Here is a 17,172-nt window from a genome sequence, read left to right on the forward strand (position 1 = left end):
AATTATAATAATCCCCCTATTCTTACTAAGCTTCCGAGTATTACCATCACGACTCCAATAAGAGTTACGCAGATGATGTGTACAGCCATTTCGGGTAACTTGTTGATCTGACCTTTTCGCAGTTTTGGCAACACACGTGTTTGTGCCGAAATAGCAAAACAGATAGAGGTGAGGAAAAAAGCGAGTTTTAGTGATACCACTCGCTCTATAGGGCTTGCAAATGAGAACCAAGAACTGAAACCAGCGTTGTAGTCGTAAGCCATTAAGATGCCTGTGATGACTAACACTGCCAATGACGGCATACCAATAGGCTCGTAAGTCTTTTCGAAATTGCCTATATAGCTGAAATCTTTATGCTTGAGGGCTTTGGGCAAATAGCCAATAGCCAATACTAAGTGTCCGCCTACCCAAATGGTGGCAGCAATGAGGTGCAGAACGAGGAGAATGTGATGTGTGTACATAGTTTTTTAGGTTTCAGGTATCAGGTATCAGGTTTTAGGGGTCAGGGGATAGGGAGTATGCTTCCTATTTCCTAAATTCTAAATTCTAATTCCTATTTATTATTAAAGGTGTTCATTGTGATATTAAGTCCTGCTAAGCCAAAAGAAATTACGGCTTCAGCGCATTTTTCTAAACGTTCGGGGAGGAGATTTTTTTCTTCGGGAGTCCACTCGCCGAGTACATAGTCTATTTGCTTACCTGACTCAAAATTACTGCTAATCCCAAAACGCAAACGCGCGTATTGCTGGGTATTGAGCTGGGCTTGAATATCTTTAAGTCCGTTATGACCGCCATCACTTCCTTTGCCTTTGATGCGGATAGTGCCAAACGAAATATTCAAATCATCGGTGATGACTAAGAGATTTTCTAACGGAATGTTCTCTTTTTCCATCCAATAGCGCACCGCTTTACCGCTGAGGTTCATATAAGTAGAAGGTTTTAGCAGTATGAAAGTGCGTCCTTTTACTTTTATTTCTGTCAGGTCGCCTAATTTTTGAGTGCTGAAGGTAGCATTGTGTATTTTGGCCAAGGTATCAGCTACCATAAAACCGATATTGTGGCGTGTATTTGCATATTCAGCACCTATATTGCCTAAACAGGCGATTAAGTATTTTTTCATAGAACGGATAGTTACAAGTTATTTGTTTTGATGTAATCTATGATTTGTTGAGTGAGGTGAATGTGGTCACTGCCTCTCACTCCGTGGGCGTGCATTGGGTAGATAAAAGTATCTATAAATTTATTTTTCTTGATAGCATCGCGGGTGATAGTCATTAGGTGTTGAGGGACAACTACATCGTCTATACTACCGTGAATGAACAACAACGGACGATTGAGGTTATTGAGGTATTTACCTACTCGGCTGTTCTCATAACCTTCGGGGTTTTCTTTTGGGGTATCCATATAGCGTTCGCCATACATTACCTCGTAGTATTTCCAATCGGTTACAGCCCCTCCAGCTACAGCGGTGGTAAACACATCGGGGTGGCGGGTGAGCAGGCTCGAAGCCATAAATCCTCCGAAGCTCCAACCGTGTACAGCTATACGATTTCCATCGACATAAGGCAAACTCTTGAGGTATTCTACCCCTTTGAGTTGGTCTTTTATTTCGGTTTCTCCTAAATGGCGGTGGATAACACTCTCGAAAGCAAATCCTCGGTTTTCACTGCCGCGATTGTCCAAAGTAAAAACGATATACTGTTCGTTCTCTACGAATGAATGTAACCACAAATAAGTATCGGCTAACCATTCGTTTTTCACTTGTTGAGCGTGAGGACCTCCATATACGTAAATGAGTACGGGGTATTTTTTGTTAGGGTCTAAAGTAGTAGGTTTGTGCAATTTGCCGTAAAGAGGCGTGCCGTCTTCAGCTTTTAGAGTAACAAACTCGGTAGTTCCTACAGCTATACCTTCCAATGGATTTTTAGCAGTGAACAAACGTTGCTTGTTGCCTTTATCGGTACTGATAAGGTCTGTGTTTTGAGGGATTGTAATGCTGCTATAGCTATCTAACAGATAGTTACCACTATGGCTTAACTGTACATTATGAGAGCCTGCCTCGGGAGTAAGGGCAGTTATTTTTTTAGGGTTTTTGAGGTCTATTTTGAAGGCGTGTTGCTCACGCGGGTCGGCACCTGTACCTGTGATAAACACATATTTGCCTTGTGCATCGAAACCTAAAATATCTTGCACTACCCATTGGAAATTAGTGATTTGCTTGATGAGTTTGCCATTGGTGTTGTAATGATACACATTGGTAAATCCGTTGCGTTCGCTCAACCACAAGAACTCATCAGTTTTGTTAGGCAAGAAAACGGCAGGTTTTTCGGGTTCAACCCATTTAGCATTACGCTCTTCAAAAATGGTATTTACTTTTTTACCTGTGCGCGCATCGTAGCGATTGAGAGCGAAGTGGTTTTGAGCGCGATTAACTTCGGCTAACAAAATATAACGTTCATCGGGACTCCAAGCTAAGTTTGTGAGGAAGTGTTCATCGGTGGTATCGATATCTAAGTACAGCACCTTTTGGTTTTGGAAGTCGTAAATCCCTACGGCAGCCTGTTCACTGGGTTGTCCTGCCATTGGATATTTTATAGATTTGAGTGTTGCAGGGGTAGTGGTGATATCTACTAAAGGATAATCGGCGACTTTGCTTTCATCTTTTTGATAGAAAGCTACATAGTTGCCTTTAGGAGAGAAGAAAATTCCTTTGTTGATACCAAATTCATTGCGGTGAATTGCTTTTCCAGCTACTATATTGGTATCGGTAAATGAGGTAATCGCTTTTTTATCACTCTCGCTGTTAGCGAAATACAAATTGTTATTGAGTGTATAAGCCACTACTTTCGCTTGAGGGTCGTATTCGGCATTTTCACTACCTTTAGGAAGAGCAATCGTTGCCAAAATCTGCTTGCCATCGCCGTTATAGCGGTAGAAGGTATTTTCGGATTTGGTTACGATTTCATTTTTGTCAATCAGCAAGATATCGCCGTTAAGTTGTTCAGCGTTTATACTTCCTATTTGCTCCCCTTTTGGGTTGAAAATAAGGTAGTTTCCGTCTTTGGCATAAAGATACACATCACTATCTTTGAACCAACGAAGGCTCTCGAGAGTTTCGGGGAATAGATAGCGGTATCCCATTGGATTAGAGGGATCTTGCACGGCGTAAAACACCGATTCGGCTACTGAGAGTTTGCGGTTTTGAGCAAGAGCTGAAAGGGAGAAAAAGGTTCCTAAAAGGAAAAGTGTTATTCTTTTCATAAAATAAAATTTGTGATGTAATTATTTTTTCTTGTTTAATTCTCTCCAAATATACACGATTTGTACGACTACTAAAAAGGCGTTGGGCAGAATTACGGGGATACTATTGATGAAATATCCATAAATTACAAAAAGAGCACACCCCACCAAGTTGGTAAGGCGTATGTACAAAAGGTTATCTTTAATAAGGAAGCTGAGCACTATGAAGAGTGAAGCAGCATATCCAATAATATTAACTATAGTCATTATCGTCTGCGGTTTTTAAGTCGGGTATTGCGTCTGAACCAAAACATAGCCAATGCGCCGAGAGTAAAAGCTATGTACATATACCACTGGGTGCGGTCGGGGGTATTATAGAGGACATACACTTGGTAGGCACAATAGAAAGCGATAGCCAAATAGGCGTATTCAAAAAAAACACGTGCATTCATAATTATTCATCTTTGTCGTCGATAGCCAAAATACCAGTGGTTTTATGGGCTTTAACGGTAGAGAATTTCTTATCGAAATCCATACCTATACCATTGGTGATGGTGCCTTTGGCTTCATCGGTAAAACTAAATTCTTTATCGGTAAAAATCCAATCTTCTTTTTGATCCCAAAAGAGTTGTTCGGTTTTTAGACGTTTGCCGTCGTAGGTAGTAAGTACTACATTGTTGCGCAGTTCTACGATATCCGAAGAAGGGTAAATGATTCCATATTGAGCTTCGATGATGTTTTTATGGCGTTGTTGGTCATAGAATTCTACTTTTACACCATCGGGGAACTCGGAATAGGGCATTCGTTGGTTTGTATAATCTTTGTTGAGGGGGCTAGTAACAATGGCAACAACTTTAGTTGAATCAGTATAAACGAGTTTAAAATTATAAGCTTCGCCTTGAGGGAATTTTTTTTGTATACTGAGTTGCTGTAGGTTGTGCATATCGTTGTTACACGAAAAAAGCATTGCCATACCTGATAGTACGGCAATACTTTTTACGATATTAAAAAAACTTATTTTCATATAGCATTACAAACGTGGCACTACTACTGATTGTCCTATCCAGCATTTGAGGGTAACGGTTTTCCCTGCTAATCCAGATTCGAACACATCTACTTTAGACGGAGCTAAAGCATCGTAACGAGCTGCTAAACTTTCCAAACCACCTTTGCGAGCAGTTTTGGCAGCTAACCAGTATACAGCTCTTTTTTCAAATGAAGTGCTACCGCATTCGTTAGCTGAACTTGCATAGGCGTGAGCCATAATACGATAAGCATCAGAGTTTGAAGGGTTGTAAGTAAGCGCTTTTTGTGCATAGGCAACAGCGCTAGCTTTGCTGTGTTTAGAAGCGATACGGATGAGGAGTTTAGACTTCTTAAAGTTGTCGGTCTCAAGATTTACCGCCTCGTTGTAGTACTGCATAGCTTTAGCAGAGTTACCAGATTTGTCGTTCATCACCCCTAAGTAGTAAGCAGAGTTTGCTGATGGTTTTACTTGGTGCAATGAAGTTACTATCTTCACGAAAAGAGGGTCTTTAGTACAATCTTTATCGGACATTTTACCAGCGGCACGGCGCAACCATTCTTCGTTAGTTTTGTTAGCCTCATAGTTCTTAGTGTAAAGAGGGATGAGGTTGTTACAATCGGCAAGCTGACCTAATTTAGCATCGATACTTTCGGCAATAGTTTCGTAGTTATCTACGCGTTTGCGGTTTGCTTCGAGCAATTTTTTGTCTTTCTCACTGATAGTTCCAGCTTCTTCTTGAGCTAAGTACTTGTTGATAACTTCAGAAAGTTCGTTTTTCTCATCTTGGATTTTATCTGAAATGTTATCGTAGGCATCAAACACTTCTTGTAATTCTTTTTGTCCTTTTTCGTGCAAAGCAACCAATTCGGAGAAATACAAGTATAAGGCTTTTTCGTTTTTGAAATCGTTTTTGCCCTCAGTGAAAGCTTTGTGCAAGAGGTCATAGATTTCTTGTTCAGAGCCAGCTTTTTCGTCGAACATCAAAAGAGCTTGACGGATGCGCATTTCGGTAGCGTTGAAACGCGAAGCGAAATACTTGTTGTAATCAGTGTACATTTGCAACAATTCTTTTACAAATTGTGTTTTTTCAGCACCATTACTAGTTCTAATTTTGTCCTGCAAGATGCGTTCACCATAAGCAAAGGTAGCATAGTGTAGAGTAGGACATTGAGTATATACTTCTTTCCAAATAGGATACGCTTCTTTGTAGTTTTTCGCTTTAGCATACTCGCTAAATATCGAAAGTTTCTGAGTGAGCTCAGGAGTATTACAGTTCTGAGCTTCGGCTTGAGTTGCAAAGAAAAAACCTGCAACCACTGTGGCTAATAAAATTCTTCTTCTCATTCTTGTTTGTTTTTATTGATACTTTGTTCGTTGGAACCACTTATCATTTAAAGTGAATCCTATTTTTAGGTTAAACTCATTTTCTTTTATCAAGTTGGCAGAGGTGGTACCACGTTTGCCATATTGACCTACGAGAGTAAGGTTAGAAAAACCTTTTACAGGGAGACTAAGTCCAAAAGACGTGCCAAAGTAATTGATATTTTGACCATTTAGTACAATTCCGGTATTTTCGTATTCTATTCCGGCTCTATATGTAACTCTTTTCCAATAGCTTGAGAAGGAGTTATAGTTAGGGATCCAAAATCCTCCTAGAGCTATTTTGTAGCTATCTTTATAACTTACATTTGTAGTAGAAAGGAAAGGGTTAGAGAATTTACTATTATTGGTATATGTATATTCTAATCCGGTGAACCATTTTTGGTGTTCACCTAGTCCTAATCCAAATTCTATTTGAGTGGGCAAGTTGATTTTTGTATTTTTGAGTCCGGTACTTTCTAATTCTAGGGTTCTAATTTCGCGGGTAGTGAGTTGAGATCCAGTTCTAGAGGAAGCCACGTAGCTAAGGGTAGAGATATTGCGTTGGTTATCGGAAGATATGGAGCTTTGCGGGGTGTAGACTAAAGAGGTGTACAATCTCAAACGATGTTTTAGGGTTTCCTCGTAGTATAGGCCGATATTGAAAGCACCACCATTAAGGTGGGATTTACTGAATTCTTGGGTATAGAATTCGATGTTGTTTTGCTGATATAGGTCGGTCATACTAATAGCGCCAAAGTGATATCGGAAAGAAGCGCCTAGGCTGAGTCCAGCATATATTTGATAGCCAGCAGAAAGGAAGAATTGGTTTACGTTTCCGGAACCTTCATACTGGTATAATCGGTTGTTTTTAGTGTTTTTAATTTTGTAACCTACGGAAGAGTAGGGCACTAAACCGAAAGAGACTCCTAATTTTTCGAGGACGGGGAATCCAAGGGTAAAGTAGTTGAAAGAGGAAGATTGGGTGTTGAGTTTTGTGTTATTTGTAACAATATTTTTATGTTGCATTGTAAAACCGGCGGAAAAAGCGGTAAATTTCAGCTGAGAAAGAGCTGCAGGATTTTGGATATTCACGCGAGTACTATCGGCATAAATACCGATACCTCCCATAGCACTTTCTTCGGCAATTCCTCCAAAATTTTGTTCACCTATGCCATAAAAGGAATAGGGGGATTCGGTTGTTTTTTGAGAAAAAGCAACGTAAGTAGCTGTAAATAAAGCGATAATAAGAGTGGTTAACTTTCTATTCATCATATTGTTTAAACTGTCCATTTATAGAGTGTTGCATTTCTTTTTGGTATTCTAAAATACTATTCAGCCCTTCGAGCAACACAAATGAGCTGGCAAATATCGGTTTTTTTATTCTTTCTTGCAAATATTTTTGATTACCTCCGGTGAGTATTACCGCTAAATCGGCAAATTTTTCCTCGTATTGTGATATGACACCTTCTATTTCTCGCACCACATTGTTATAGACCCCTGAAAGCATACAACTCTCGGTAGTATTGCCTATAAACTGTTCGGTATCAAAATCTTGTTGTTCTAAAAGTGGTAGTTTGGAGGTGAATTGATGCATTGCTTTTAGTCGCATAGCAATTCCTGGGGCAATAGCACCGCCGAGGTATTCTTTTCTTTGGGTAACCACATCAAAAGTGATGCAAGTACCTGCGCTGATTACCAGTGTGTTGCGATTAGAAAAAAGCCGTATCGCTCCAGCGATTAAAGCCAAACGGTCGACACCTAAGGTTTGAGGAGTAGCATATTTATTTAGAAAAGGCAAAGGCATTGTGCTTGAAGCGAAAACCACGTGGGGTATATGATTTTTTAAAAAGCTGAAACGCGTTTCGGCACCTGTTACCACTGAGGCTATCATCACTTGTTGTACCTCATTAAAATCGACTTCTTTCAGCAATTGTTGCTGAAAATCTTCGGCGCTGTAAGTATTAAAGAATACAAGTTCTTGCTTTTTGAAAAGCGCTACTTTTACAGCAGTATTCCCCTGATCGATAATGAGGTTCATAAAAAAGATTTTATTTACTGAAGAAAACTTATATCAAAAAAAGTGCCAATTGGGGAAAAATCCTTATTTCAAAAGACGTGAGATACTTATTTTAAATATTTTTAATAAAGAATTTTATTTAACATAGTAAAAAAATGTTAAATATTATTTGCGTTTGTTAATTATTTTGTACTTTTGCTGCGTGATTTAGAAAAATAACGAAATATAAGAAATTTACTACTCAAGTGTTATCAGAGGATAATAAACTTATAAAGAGGAATATAACATTTTTAAAAGGATAAATTCAAAAAACATTAACATTTTATTAATTTTTCACACTATGAAGACTTGTCCGCTAACCATTCTCGTTTCACTTGCTATAGTGATGTATTTTTTGTTAGATGTATTTTTTTTCTATTCTAGGGAAACTTATTTCAATGAAGATTCTATTTCTGAAAATCTTCCTATTGCCTTTGGTTCAGTTATAGGGATATTGGTATTAGAGCAGTTGTTTGCTAAAGAGCCTAAGGAGAAAACTCATAAAGAAGGAAGGTAAACTAACATTTTTAATAGATTTTTTGGGAGTTACGTCGTTCTTAGAAACAGATATTTAAAGTATAAGTGTTTATGGATTTCAGTGACTTATGTATTGAATTGACGTTAAACAATCAATTATTAAATGTTAATTGAAAAAGCCTTGAAAGTGCAATCACTTTCAAGGCTTTTTTGTGGTCCCAGTTGGGCTCGAACCAACGACCCTCTGATTATGAGTCAGATGCTCTAACCGACTGAGCTATGAGACCAGTCCTTTTTTACAAGACGCGGCAAAAGTAGTACTAATATTTGAATTGTGCAAATTTTTTTAGGAAAAATTATAGATGGGAGTAGTGGGAGTGATGGGAGGTATAACAAAAAACTTTGGCAAAGTGTAGGGATGCAAAAGTGATTTTGAGACTTTTTGGACAGCCTCGTAGGGATGCAAATGGTGTTAAATAGAAAAAGTCCTTTTCTTTATGAGAAAGGGACTTTTCTTTTTATGAACATATAATTTTTTTTGATTATTCGGATTTTTTCTTCAAACTCTCGGTTATTTGAGCTGAAGCAGTGAAAGAAGTAATCATATTGTTGAGCATTTCAGTACCTGCTTCGGGTGAGTTAGGCAACAAAATGAGGTTGCTCTTGGTTTGCTGACCGACAGCTTGGAGGGTGTCATAATGTTGTGTAACGACAATAAGAGCAGAGGCTTCTTGAGAGCTAACGCCTACTTTTTGGAGTACATCGACGCTTTCTACCAATCCGCGTGCTATTTCACGACGCTGGTCGGCGATACCTTGACCTTGGAGGCGTTTGCTTTCGGCTTCAGCTTTAGCTTTTTCAACGATGAGGATACGTTGTGCATCCCCTTCGTATTGAGCGGCTACTTTTTCGCGTTCGGCGGCGTTGATGCGGTTCATCGCTGCTTTTACTTGGGCATCGGGGTCGATATCGGTAACCAAAGTTTTGATGATGTCGTAACCATAAGTTTCCATAGACTCTTGAACTTCGCGTTTAACAGCGATAGCGATGTCGTCTTTCTTCACGAATACATCGTCCAACTTCATTTTAGGTACTTCGGCACGAACCACGTCGAACACATAGCTGGTAATCTGATCGTGAGGGTATTCGAGCTTATAGATGGCATCGTATACCTTTTCTTTGATAACGACGAATTGCACCGACACTTTGATTTTTACGAATACATCGTCTAAAGTTTTGGTTTCTACAATCACATCAAGTTGCTGGATTTTAAGGCTGATGCGTGCCGCTACTTTATCGATAATAGGTATTTTCATTTGTAAACCCGAATGGCGAATGCTTTCAAATTTACCGAAACGCTCTATTGATACGGCGGTTTGTTGGCGCACTGTAAAGAAAGTAGAGAGCAAAAATACTAATGCAAAAAAGATTAGGATGTAAAATAAGTAAGACATAATAAAAAAAATATTTTAGGTTGTTATACGGCACAAAGATATAAATTAATTAGCAAATTAGCAAATTTGTTATTTTTTAATTAGGGTGTACCATTCTTCACCTGTAAGGTCGTAGATTTTTTGGATTTTGTGAAGGAATCCTTCGAAATCGAGATTGAGGTCTATGAGATTACCCGATTTTATATCGAATACCCAACCGTGAACAGCAGGGAATTTGTTTTTTATATAACTTTCTTGCACGACAGCCATTTTGGTTACATTAAGGCATTGTTCTTCGACGTTGAGTTCTACCAAACGGCGGTGACGCTGGTCGATATCGGTAATGGCATCGAGTTCGGCGTGATGTAAGCGATATACATCGCGGATGGTTCGCAACCAAGGGTTTAGCAGGCCGTAGTCCTTAGCTTGCATAGCGGCTTTCACACCTCCGCAATCGTAGTGACCGCATACGATGATGTGTTTTACCTGCAAGTGTGATACGGCGTATTGAATAACAGCGGTAGAACTCATATCGAGGGTGTTTACCACATTGGCGATATTGCGGTGTACGAATACTTTGCCGGGGCCGACGCCCATTAATTCTTCGGCGGCTACACGGCTATCGGAGCAGCCGATGTAGAGATAATCGGGGGTTTGGTCTTCAGCGAGTTTTTCAAAGAAATGAGGGTCGCCTTCTTTGCGGCGTTTTACCCATTCGCGGTTGTTTTCGAATATTTTTTTGTATGTAGGCATAAATTAGGTGACAGGTTATAGGTTGTGGAGGCAAAGGTAAGAATAATTTGTTAATTAGTTAGCTTAGCAATCAGAAATTTAGCATAAATCTCTTGCGATGAGGCGTGACATTCCTTCTTTTTTAGCGGCTTCATCTCCTCGTAGTCCGTGGAGGTATACTCCTAAACAGGCGGCTTCTATGGCGCTATAGCCCTGAGCGAGCAAGCTGGTGATCATACCGGTGAGCACATCTCCACTGCCTGCTGTTGCCATTCCTGCATTACCGGTGCTGTTCACCCAATAATGCTCGCCATTGGTAATCATTGTGTGAGCTCCTTTGATAAGGAGGAGTACTTTGTGCTCTTTGGCAAAATCTTTAGCTTTGGCAAGTTTGTGCAAATCGTCGTGCCATTTGCCGATAAGTCGTTCTAATTCCTTAGGATGAGGAGTGAGGATTGCATTTTTGGGCAATAAAGCTAATTTTTCGGGGTGTTGAGATAGAATGTTCAGGGCATCGGCATCGATGACAAAAGGCGTATCGGGGTATTGTTGCAACAGACTGAACAGTGCGTTAGCCGTATCGGGGTGAGTGCCCCAACCTACGCCTACACCTATAGCCGAGGGTGCAAAAGGAATTTCCATAGCCTTGTAGTGTTTTGCCTCGTCGCAGGTGAGTACCATTGCCTCGGGCAGGGCAGTTTGTAATATTGTATAGCCACATTCGGGGATAGCCACAGTGAGTAACCCTACGCCTGTGCGCAAAGCAGCTGTACCACTGAGTACTACTGCGCCCATCTTGCCATAACTACCACCTACGAGCAAAGCGTGACCGTAAGTACCTTTGTGTGAGAATTTTGGTCGTTTTCGTTGCAATTGCAGTATATCGGGTTCGAGGTAGTAGTAATCGGGTTGCAGGGTGTTTAAGAAGTGGGTATCTAAACCTATATCAAGCACTTCCCAATGAGGGATATACTTTCCTGTGGAAGGTAGTAAAAAGGGGAGTTTAGGGGTTTGGAAGGTGAGCAGCTGGTGAGGGTGTACCCAAATTTCCTCGGGTGAAGGAATGCGGTCGGTAGGGAGCCCTGAAGGCATATCTACACTTATAATATAGCTATTGGAATCGTTGAGTTGTTGAAAAATTTGTTGTAGCCAAATAGGGACTGGACGGGAGAGCCCAATGCCAAAAACAGCATCGATTACTACCTTTGCAAAGGAGATTTGAGAGGCTTGTTCGGCTTGTATTTCGGTTATGGTAATACCTTGTTCTTCTAAGAGTGTTTTGTTTTCCTGGCAATCGGGGGAGAGGTGGTCGCTAAAGCGCAATAAATAAGTAGTTACGTGCCAACCATCGGCAGAGAGCATACGCGCTAAGGCAAGTCCGTCGCCACCATTGTTACCTGTGCCGGCTAATATGGTAAAAGTTTCTTTTTTAGAGCAGTGTTGTTTTATCCAATCGAAAAGTTTTGTAGCAGCGCGTTCCATCAGTTGCCAAGAGGAGATATTTTGGGCAGTGAGGGTTTGGGCATCGGCATCACGTAGTTGTTGAGAGCTAAGGATTTTCATTTTTAGGTAAGAGGTGTTTTTATTGTTGGTTTTTTTGTTGAGAGGAAAGACTCTGAAGTATCAGAATTTCTCCGATAATTAATATGAGTTGGTTGTAAATAATTATTTTAACAATCAATTAGTTAACTTTGTCAAAGTACTAGGACTTTGACAAAGTTTGCGATGCAAAGGTGATTTTGAGACTTTTTTTGTAATCTCTTGTGGAGAATACTCTTAGATTTTACCTAATTAAAAGTCCAAAACCTGCTCCTATGAAATATTGCGGTTCGTCTTGCCACAATGTACGTCCGCTACTGATGTCTAACTGTAGGGTAGGGGTGAGGAGATAGGCAAAACCTGCGTTGATATTGTGCTCAGGAGCACGCGTACCATTATAAGAGGCGTAATATTCTACAAAAGTCCAAAACTTATTGTTAGTAGGGACATAATTGATTTGGGCGGTAACATCCAAATTTTCAAATTGTCCAGAACTACTAGCGCAATAAGCTAATGAAAGCACATTGGTGAGGGAACTCTCGAACGCTAAGCAAGCATCGAAAGTATAGGCTTTAGCATCTGTTTTGCTGTATTGTCCATAGCCAATGAGTCCTACAGAGGGGATAAAACGCTGTTCGGATTCGTATAAACGTTGTTTTACGCTGAAGGTAGTACTGCTAAAATCGGGGGTACGGAGGTCGAAATCGCCTTCTAAGCGGATTTCAGTGTTAGTGATAAGTCCGTAGCGCAACATTAGATTTGCACTGCTATCTTCTTTGCTGAAAACATATCCGTTTTCTATTTGAAACTGACCTTTGGGTAGCGTGTACACCCCTTCACTTTGGTCGGGGCGATCGGTGTTGATAGTTTCATCGTTTTGGGCAATAGCCAAAGATGAGCAACACAAGCACAAAAGGAGTAAAAAAAGGTTATTCTTCGAATTTTTCATATAGGAAATTATTAAAAGGGAAGCGGGTGATGTGTATCTCCTTCACTTTTTCGTATACTACCTCACGGAATTCTTCGAGATTGTTTTTGTTGAGAGCTGAAATAAACAATACATCACGTCCCATTCGCTGCATCCAAGTTTGTTTCCATTCTTCAAGGGTGAAGTGTTTTGTAGTGCGCTGGGTAGCCAAATCGTCTTCGGCAATTTCTTCGTTTGTATAAGCGTCGATTTTATTGAATACCATAATGGTAGGTTTATCGGCGCTGTGAATTTCGGCTAATATTTGGTTTACTGATTGGATATGTTCCTCAAAATTAGGGTGCGAGATATCTACTACGTGCAATAGCAAATCGGCTTCGCGCACCTCGTCGAGGGTACTTTTGAACGACTCGATAAGCTGGGTAGGCAGTTTGCGAATGAACCCTACGGTATCGCTGAGCAAGAAAGGCAGGTTCTCAATCACGACCTTGCGGACAGTGGTGTCGAGCGTAGCAAAGAGTTTGTTTTCGGCAAAGACTTCACTTTTGCTAATCACGTTCATTAGGGTAGATTTGCCTACATTGGTATAACCGATGAGCGCTACACGCACTAATGCCCCGCGGTTGCTGCGCTGGGTAGCCATTTGTTTATCGATAGCGGAGAGTTTCTTTTTGAGCAGGGCAATACGGTCACGCACGATACGGCGGTCGGTTTCGATTTCGGTTTCACCAGGTCCGCGCATCCCGATACCCCCACGCTGGCGTTCGAGGTGCGTCCATAGCCCTGTAAGGCGTGGCAAGAGGTATTCGTACTGAGCGAGTTCCACCTGAGTGCGTGAGTAGCTGGTTTGGGCGCGCTGGGCAAAGATATCCAAAATGAGACCTGTACGGTCTAATATTTTAGCTTTGAGAATGCGCTCGATGTTTTTCTGTTGAGCAGGCGTAAGCTCATCGTCGAAGATAACCGTTCCTACCTCATTTTCTTCAACAAATTGCTGTACTTCTTCCATTTTACCGGTGCCGATGAATGTTTTAGGGTTAGGCACATCAAGCTTTTGGGTGAAGCGTTTGAGCACTTCACCGCCGGCGGTATAGGTAAGAAATTCGAGTTCGTCGAGGTATTCTTTAGATTTTTCTTCTGTTTGTAATTGATTGATAATCCCTACGAGTACAACTTTCTCGTAAGTAAGATTGATTTGTTCTAACATTTGTTAATCCCATTTATTGCGAGTAGAAAGAGCATATTTGCCCCCTCCGGTAAAGAATAAAGCCAAGGCGCCTAAGAAGAACAAGGCGGGCAATTCGGGCGCCCAACCTCCGTATTGGTTAAGGGCAGAGAGTTTATCGGAATAGGCTAAGTAGAGCGTTGCCAGTCCGTTGAGGAACATCACGAGAGCTGCCAAACGCGAGCGGAATCCTAAAACGATGAGTAGGGGCGCTACAATTTCGCCAATGAACACGCCATAGGCTATGAAAGTAGGGAGGTTTTTAGCATCTAAAGTACTTTCGATATAACCAAAAGCATCGGGGTGCAATAGTTTGTTGATGCCGTGAGGAATCATCAATAAGCCTACAGTAAGGCGCAAAAAGAGTAATCCTAAATCTCTATTTTTCATAAAATGGAGGTATTTTTAAGTTTATGGAGGCAAAGATAGTAAAAAATTACGAGTTACGAATTACGAATGACGAAGTCGTAGCATAATGGGCAATTAAAAGAGGGGATTCCAAAAATTCTATATTAAGGGGGCGTTTGCAAAACGCCCCTACAATGTGACTAAAAGTGATTGATTATCACGTTTATAGAATATTTCAAAGTTTTTTGCCTGTGCGGCTCGCACTTTTGGCAAAGTTTTTTGCCTATGCGGCTCGCTCCTCGCACCTTTGGCAAAGTATAGGGATAAAAAAACTGCCCGCGGGGATGGGGCAGTTTTGTATGAGGTTGTAGGGGATTAATATTCGTATTCGGTAGTGCCAACTAATTGATTGTTTTCATAGTGTTTTACAGTGAGGGGATAGCCTTCTTTATTATAGGTATATTTATAAGAAAAAGTAGTTTTTGTACCATTTCTTGTAGTAGAACTTTCTAATAAATTATTTTTAGATCTCTGTGGGTAAAAAAGAGCTTCAGGATCTAAATTACCATAACGTAAGGGATTGTGCTGAGTATCGTACTTATATTCATCAATATCTTCTCCGTTGTCATCTTTAACTATATTTTCATTAGAAAAAGTATATGTAGTTGTAGTTCCTGTGAAGGTTGATCCATTTACCACTTTTCCATCTTTATCCTTTTCATAGGAAATTTTTATTTTGGTAACTATATTGCCATTGTAGTTATATTGAGATTCTTTACAAAATGTACCACTTTGTATACTGCCATTTATAGATAAATTAGTAGGGATAGTTTCTAGTACATTTATGAGTTGATTTCCTATATAACTATATTTAAGTGTATAAGCATGACTATCTCTTACATATTTCTCTACTACGGTAGATACTTTTCCATTTTCATAAGAGATTTTTTTCTCGTAGTTATCTCCTCCCGCACCTTCTCTTTTTATTTTAGCAACGAAATTACCTTCATAAGTAAAAGTAGTAACTTGAGTAGTACCTGTTTGGACTCCGTTGTTGTACCTTACTACTGATTGAGTAGTAGGTTTCTGCTCTTTAAAATCAATGGTAGTAACTTCAATAAGATTCCCATCACTGTCTTTTTTGGTAATTTTCTTAACTAACTTTTCTATTGAAGTAGAGTTATTACCATTGTTTCCTCCACCATCACCACTAGTATTATCATCGTTTTTGCCACATCCTATAAGTGTAGTCACAGCCAAAAGGCTCAATAAAATTCTCTTCATAATGCTATAAGATTTATAATTATGCGGCAAAGATAGTAAAAAATTACGAAGTTGTAGCACGATGGGCAATAAAGTATAGTTACGAATGACGAGTTACGAATGACGAAAAGAGGAGGGGCAAAAATTCTATATTAAGGGGGCGTTTGCAAAACGCCCCTACATAACATACTCTAAAAGTAATTGATTATCAGGGTTATAGAATGTTTCAAGGTTTTTTGCTTGTGCGGCTCGCACCCCATAACCGCCCGTGCGGCTCGCTCCTCGCACCTTTGGCAAAGTGTAGGGATAAAAAAACTGCCCGCGGGGATGGGGCAGTTTTGTATGAGGTTATAAGGGGATTAATATTCGTATTCCTTGATGCCTTCTAAAGTATCATTTCTAAATTCCTTTATAGTTTTAGGATAGCCTTCAGGAGTGTATTCATATTCATAACGATAAGTGCTTTTATAAGTGTCAGTCTGTCCATTATCTGAATATGTGTTTATAACCTCCTTAGATGTAATATTATTCTTATTAACATCATTTTCATCAAAATACTCAGGTTGAATAATAAAAGGTCTTAAAGACCAAACTGTTTTAGCATTGTCGTGCTTAAATGTAGTTATAGTTTTTCCATCTTTTCGAGTTTTTTCTTTTTTTACAACATTACCATTAGAAAGGGTATAGATGGTTGTAGAAGTACTTACTGAACTATCTTCTATAACCTCTTGAGCATTGGTGTTATACTCTTTTATATTTACAGTAATACTGTTATTAGTGTAATTGAAAATTTGTGTTTTATAACGTTTTTCCCCATTATTTAAACTTTGTTTATAGGTAAATTGTTTTAGTTTACCATTCTCGTATTTGTACTCTATAGTCCCATTCCCATTAAGTTTCATAGGGTAGGTAATTTCTTTTCGCTCTAAATTACCACTGCCGTCATAGAAGAAAGTTTCTGTTTTATTCTCTCTGTCAATAGAACCATCTTCTTGGGCTTCTTTTCTTTCTTGGATACGCCCTTGAGCATCATATTTAAGAGTAGAAATTTGAGTAGTTCCCGTTTGTACGTCGTTTATTAGACGTCTATCAGAAAAAGAGGTTATTTTTCCATTTTCATAGTGAGTTACAGATTCATAGGTGTGTCTCCCATCTCGCTCAAAGGAAATCATTCGTTCTGCTTTCACTGTAGGGGTTTGTGTGGTGCTTGTAACAGTAGTTGAGGTAGTACCACCATTACCATTGTTTCCACCGCCGTTATTGTTGTTGTCATCATCGCTTTTGCTACAAGCTGCTAAAGCTGCAATTGCCAAAAGGCTGAATAAAATTTTCTTCATAATGCTATAAGTATTTAAATTTTGGGGCAAAGATAGTAAAAAATTACGAAGTCGTAGCACGACGGGCAATAAAGTATAGTTACGAATGACGAGTTACGAATGACGAAAAGAGGAGGGGGCAAAAATTCTATATTGAAGGGGCGTTTTGCAAAACGCCCCTACAATGTAACTAAAAATGATTGATTATCACGTTTATAGAATATTT

At 39.7% G+C, this 17,172-nt stretch carries 18 protein-coding genes and 1 tRNA gene; 1 reads left to right on the top strand and 18 read right to left on the bottom strand.

All coding sequences use genetic code 11. The features are described from left to right. Window positions 1-2: 2 nt before the first annotated feature. The 9 genes from Q0162_RS10410 to Q0162_RS10450 form a co-directional block, all read right to left on the bottom strand. Window positions 3-461, bottom strand: coding sequence for a CopD family protein (locus Q0162_RS10410; protein ID WP_297891344.1), 459 nt, complete (start codon window positions 459-461; stop codon window positions 3-5). Window positions 462-553: 92 nt separating this feature from the next. Then, window positions 554-1,120: an aminoacyl-tRNA hydrolase gene (gene pth, locus Q0162_RS10415; RefSeq protein WP_297891347.1), complete on the bottom strand. Its 567-nt coding sequence runs from the start codon at window positions 1,118-1,120 to the stop codon at window positions 554-556. A gap of 11 nt (window positions 1,121-1,131) precedes the next feature. Continuing rightward, the gene (locus Q0162_RS10420) at window positions 1,132-3,261 is read right to left on the bottom strand and encodes a DPP IV N-terminal domain-containing protein (RefSeq protein WP_297891350.1); all 2,130 of its coding nucleotides are present in this window, start codon (window positions 3,259-3,261) and stop codon (window positions 1,132-1,134) included. A 21-nt stretch (window positions 3,262-3,282) separates the two neighbouring features. Further along, window positions 3,283-3,501 carry a uroporphyrinogen decarboxylase gene (locus Q0162_RS10425; RefSeq protein WP_095902422.1) on the bottom strand — a complete coding sequence of 73 codons (219 nt, stop codon included), beginning with the start codon at window positions 3,499-3,501 and terminating at the stop codon, window positions 3,283-3,285. A 5-nt stretch (window positions 3,502-3,506) separates the two neighbouring features. Then, window positions 3,507-3,692, bottom strand: coding sequence for a hypothetical protein (locus Q0162_RS10430; protein WP_297891352.1), 186 nt, complete (start codon window positions 3,690-3,692; stop codon window positions 3,507-3,509). Between the two features lie 2 nt (window positions 3,693-3,694). After that, complete coding sequence (gene lptC / locus Q0162_RS10435; protein ID WP_297891355.1) at window positions 3,695-4,264, bottom strand: LPS export ABC transporter periplasmic protein LptC; 570 nt, start codon at window positions 4,262-4,264, stop codon at window positions 3,695-3,697. 6 nt (window positions 4,265-4,270) lie between these two features. Further along, the gene (locus Q0162_RS10440; RefSeq protein WP_297891358.1) at window positions 4,271-5,611 is read right to left on the bottom strand and encodes a hypothetical protein; all 1,341 of its coding nucleotides are present in this window, start codon (window positions 5,609-5,611) and stop codon (window positions 4,271-4,273) included. A gap of 12 nt (window positions 5,612-5,623) precedes the next feature. Next, window positions 5,624-6,898: an outer membrane protein transport protein gene (locus Q0162_RS10445; RefSeq protein WP_297891616.1), complete on the bottom strand. Its 1,275-nt coding sequence runs from the start codon at window positions 6,896-6,898 to the stop codon at window positions 5,624-5,626. Continuing rightward, window positions 6,891-7,667, bottom strand: a complete 777-nt coding sequence (locus Q0162_RS10450; RefSeq protein WP_297891361.1) for a type III pantothenate kinase — start codon at window positions 7,665-7,667, stop codon at window positions 6,891-6,893. Before Q0162_RS10450 ends, Q0162_RS10445 begins: the two co-directional genes overlap by 8 nt. Window positions 7,668-7,986: 319 nt before the next feature. Between Q0162_RS10450 and Q0162_RS10455 the strand changes: the two genes are divergently transcribed. Next, the gene (locus tag Q0162_RS10455) at window positions 7,987-8,202 is read left to right on the top strand and encodes a hypothetical protein (RefSeq protein ID WP_297891364.1); all 216 of its coding nucleotides are present in this window, start codon (window positions 7,987-7,989) and stop codon (window positions 8,200-8,202) included. Window positions 8,203-8,375: 173 nt separating this feature from the next. Here Q0162_RS10455 and Q0162_RS10460 read toward each other — a convergent pair. The 9 genes from Q0162_RS10460 to Q0162_RS10500 all read right to left on the bottom strand — a co-directional run bounded on the left by Q0162_RS10460 (window position 8,376) and on the right by Q0162_RS10500 (window position 16,967). Further along, window positions 8,376-8,449 (bottom strand) — tRNA-Ile (locus Q0162_RS10460). A gap of 255 nt (window positions 8,450-8,704) precedes the next feature. Then, entirely contained in the window at window positions 8,705-9,616 is a 912-nt protein-coding gene (locus Q0162_RS10465; RefSeq protein WP_002678543.1) for an SPFH domain-containing protein, read from the bottom strand. Window positions 9,617-9,685: 69 nt separating this feature from the next. Continuing rightward, complete coding sequence (locus tag Q0162_RS10470) at window positions 9,686-10,348, bottom strand: carbonic anhydrase (protein WP_126370811.1); 663 nt, start codon at window positions 10,346-10,348, stop codon at window positions 9,686-9,688. A gap of 78 nt (window positions 10,349-10,426) precedes the next feature. Then, window positions 10,427-11,890 (bottom strand): NAD(P)H-hydrate dehydratase, encoded by a 1,464-nt coding sequence (locus Q0162_RS10475; protein WP_297891369.1) that lies wholly within the window; start codon window positions 11,888-11,890, stop codon window positions 10,427-10,429. A 220-nt stretch (window positions 11,891-12,110) separates the two neighbouring features. Continuing rightward, entirely contained in the window at window positions 12,111-12,815 is a 705-nt protein-coding gene (locus Q0162_RS10480; protein ID WP_297891372.1) for a transporter, read from the bottom strand. After that, window positions 12,796-14,001, bottom strand: a complete 1,206-nt coding sequence (gene hflX / locus Q0162_RS10485) for a GTPase HflX (RefSeq protein WP_297891375.1) — start codon at window positions 13,999-14,001, stop codon at window positions 12,796-12,798. Before hflX ends, Q0162_RS10480 begins: the two co-directional genes overlap by 20 nt. Window positions 14,002-14,004: 3 nt before the next feature. After that, window positions 14,005-14,409 carry a DoxX family protein gene (locus tag Q0162_RS10490; protein ID WP_297891378.1) on the bottom strand — a complete coding sequence of 135 codons (405 nt, stop codon included), beginning with the start codon at window positions 14,407-14,409 and terminating at the stop codon, window positions 14,005-14,007. A gap of 333 nt (window positions 14,410-14,742) precedes the next feature. Next, a complete protein-coding gene (locus Q0162_RS10495; RefSeq protein WP_297891381.1) occupies window positions 14,743-15,651 on the bottom strand; it encodes a wall associated protein in 909 nt (302 codons plus the stop codon). A gap of 338 nt (window positions 15,652-15,989) precedes the next feature. Beyond that, the gene (locus Q0162_RS10500; RefSeq protein WP_297891384.1) at window positions 15,990-16,967 is read right to left on the bottom strand and encodes a hypothetical protein; all 978 of its coding nucleotides are present in this window, start codon (window positions 16,965-16,967) and stop codon (window positions 15,990-15,992) included. Window positions 16,968-17,172: the final 205 nt, after the last annotated feature.

Source organism: uncultured Capnocytophaga sp. (assembly GCF_937936315.1).
GTDB lineage: Bacteria > Bacteroidota > Bacteroidia > Flavobacteriales > Flavobacteriaceae > Capnocytophaga.

Bases quoted from the DNA above. Each gene is read 5' to 3' on its own strand.
- Q0162_RS10500 (WP_297891384.1), bottom strand. From the start codon at position 16,967: ATGAAGAAAATTTTATTCAGCCTTTTGGCAATTGCAGCTTTAGCAGCT.
- Q0162_RS10470 (WP_126370811.1), bottom strand. From the start codon at position 10,348: ATGCCTACATACAAAAAAATATTCGAAAACAACCGCGAATGGGTAAAA.
- lptC (WP_297891355.1), bottom strand. From the start codon at position 4,264: ATGAAAATAAGTTTTTTTAATATCGTAAAAAGTATTGCCGTACTATCA.
- Q0162_RS10410 (WP_297891344.1), bottom strand. From the start codon at position 461: ATGTACACACATCACATTCTCCTCGTTCTGCACCTCATTGCTGCCACC.
- Q0162_RS10490 (WP_297891378.1), bottom strand. From the start codon at position 14,409: ATGAAAAATAGAGATTTAGGATTACTCTTTTTGCGCCTTACTGTAGGC.
- Q0162_RS10430 (WP_297891352.1), bottom strand. From the start codon at position 3,692: ATGAATGCACGTGTTTTTTTTGAATACGCCTATTTGGCTATCGCTTTC.
- Q0162_RS10420 (WP_297891350.1), bottom strand. From the start codon at position 3,261: ATGAAAAGAATAACACTTTTCCTTTTAGGAACCTTTTTCTCCCTTTCA.
- Q0162_RS10455 (WP_297891364.1), top strand. From the start codon at position 7,987: ATGAAGACTTGTCCGCTAACCATTCTCGTTTCACTTGCTATAGTGATG.
- Q0162_RS10465 (WP_002678543.1), bottom strand. From the start codon at position 9,616: ATGTCTTACTTATTTTACATCCTAATCTTTTTTGCATTAGTATTTTTG.
- pth (WP_297891347.1), bottom strand. From the start codon at position 1,120: ATGAAAAAATACTTAATCGCCTGTTTAGGCAATATAGGTGCTGAATAT.
- Q0162_RS10450 (WP_297891361.1), bottom strand. From the start codon at position 7,667: ATGAACCTCATTATCGATCAGGGGAATACTGCTGTAAAAGTAGCGCTT.
- Q0162_RS10475 (WP_297891369.1), bottom strand. From the start codon at position 11,890: ATGAAAATCCTTAGCTCTCAACAACTACGTGATGCCGATGCCCAAACC.
- Q0162_RS10495 (WP_297891381.1), bottom strand. From the start codon at position 15,651: ATGAAGAGAATTTTATTGAGCCTTTTGGCTGTGACTACACTTATAGGA.
- Q0162_RS10480 (WP_297891372.1), bottom strand. From the start codon at position 12,815: ATGAAAAATTCGAAGAATAACCTTTTTTTACTCCTTTTGTGCTTGTGT.
- Q0162_RS10440 (WP_297891358.1), bottom strand. From the start codon at position 5,611: ATGAGAAGAAGAATTTTATTAGCCACAGTGGTTGCAGGTTTTTTCTTT.
- Q0162_RS10445 (WP_297891616.1), bottom strand. From the start codon at position 6,898: ATGAATAGAAAGTTAACCACTCTTATTATCGCTTTATTTACAGCTACT.
- hflX (WP_297891375.1), bottom strand. From the start codon at position 14,001: ATGTTAGAACAAATCAATCTTACTTACGAGAAAGTTGTACTCGTAGGG.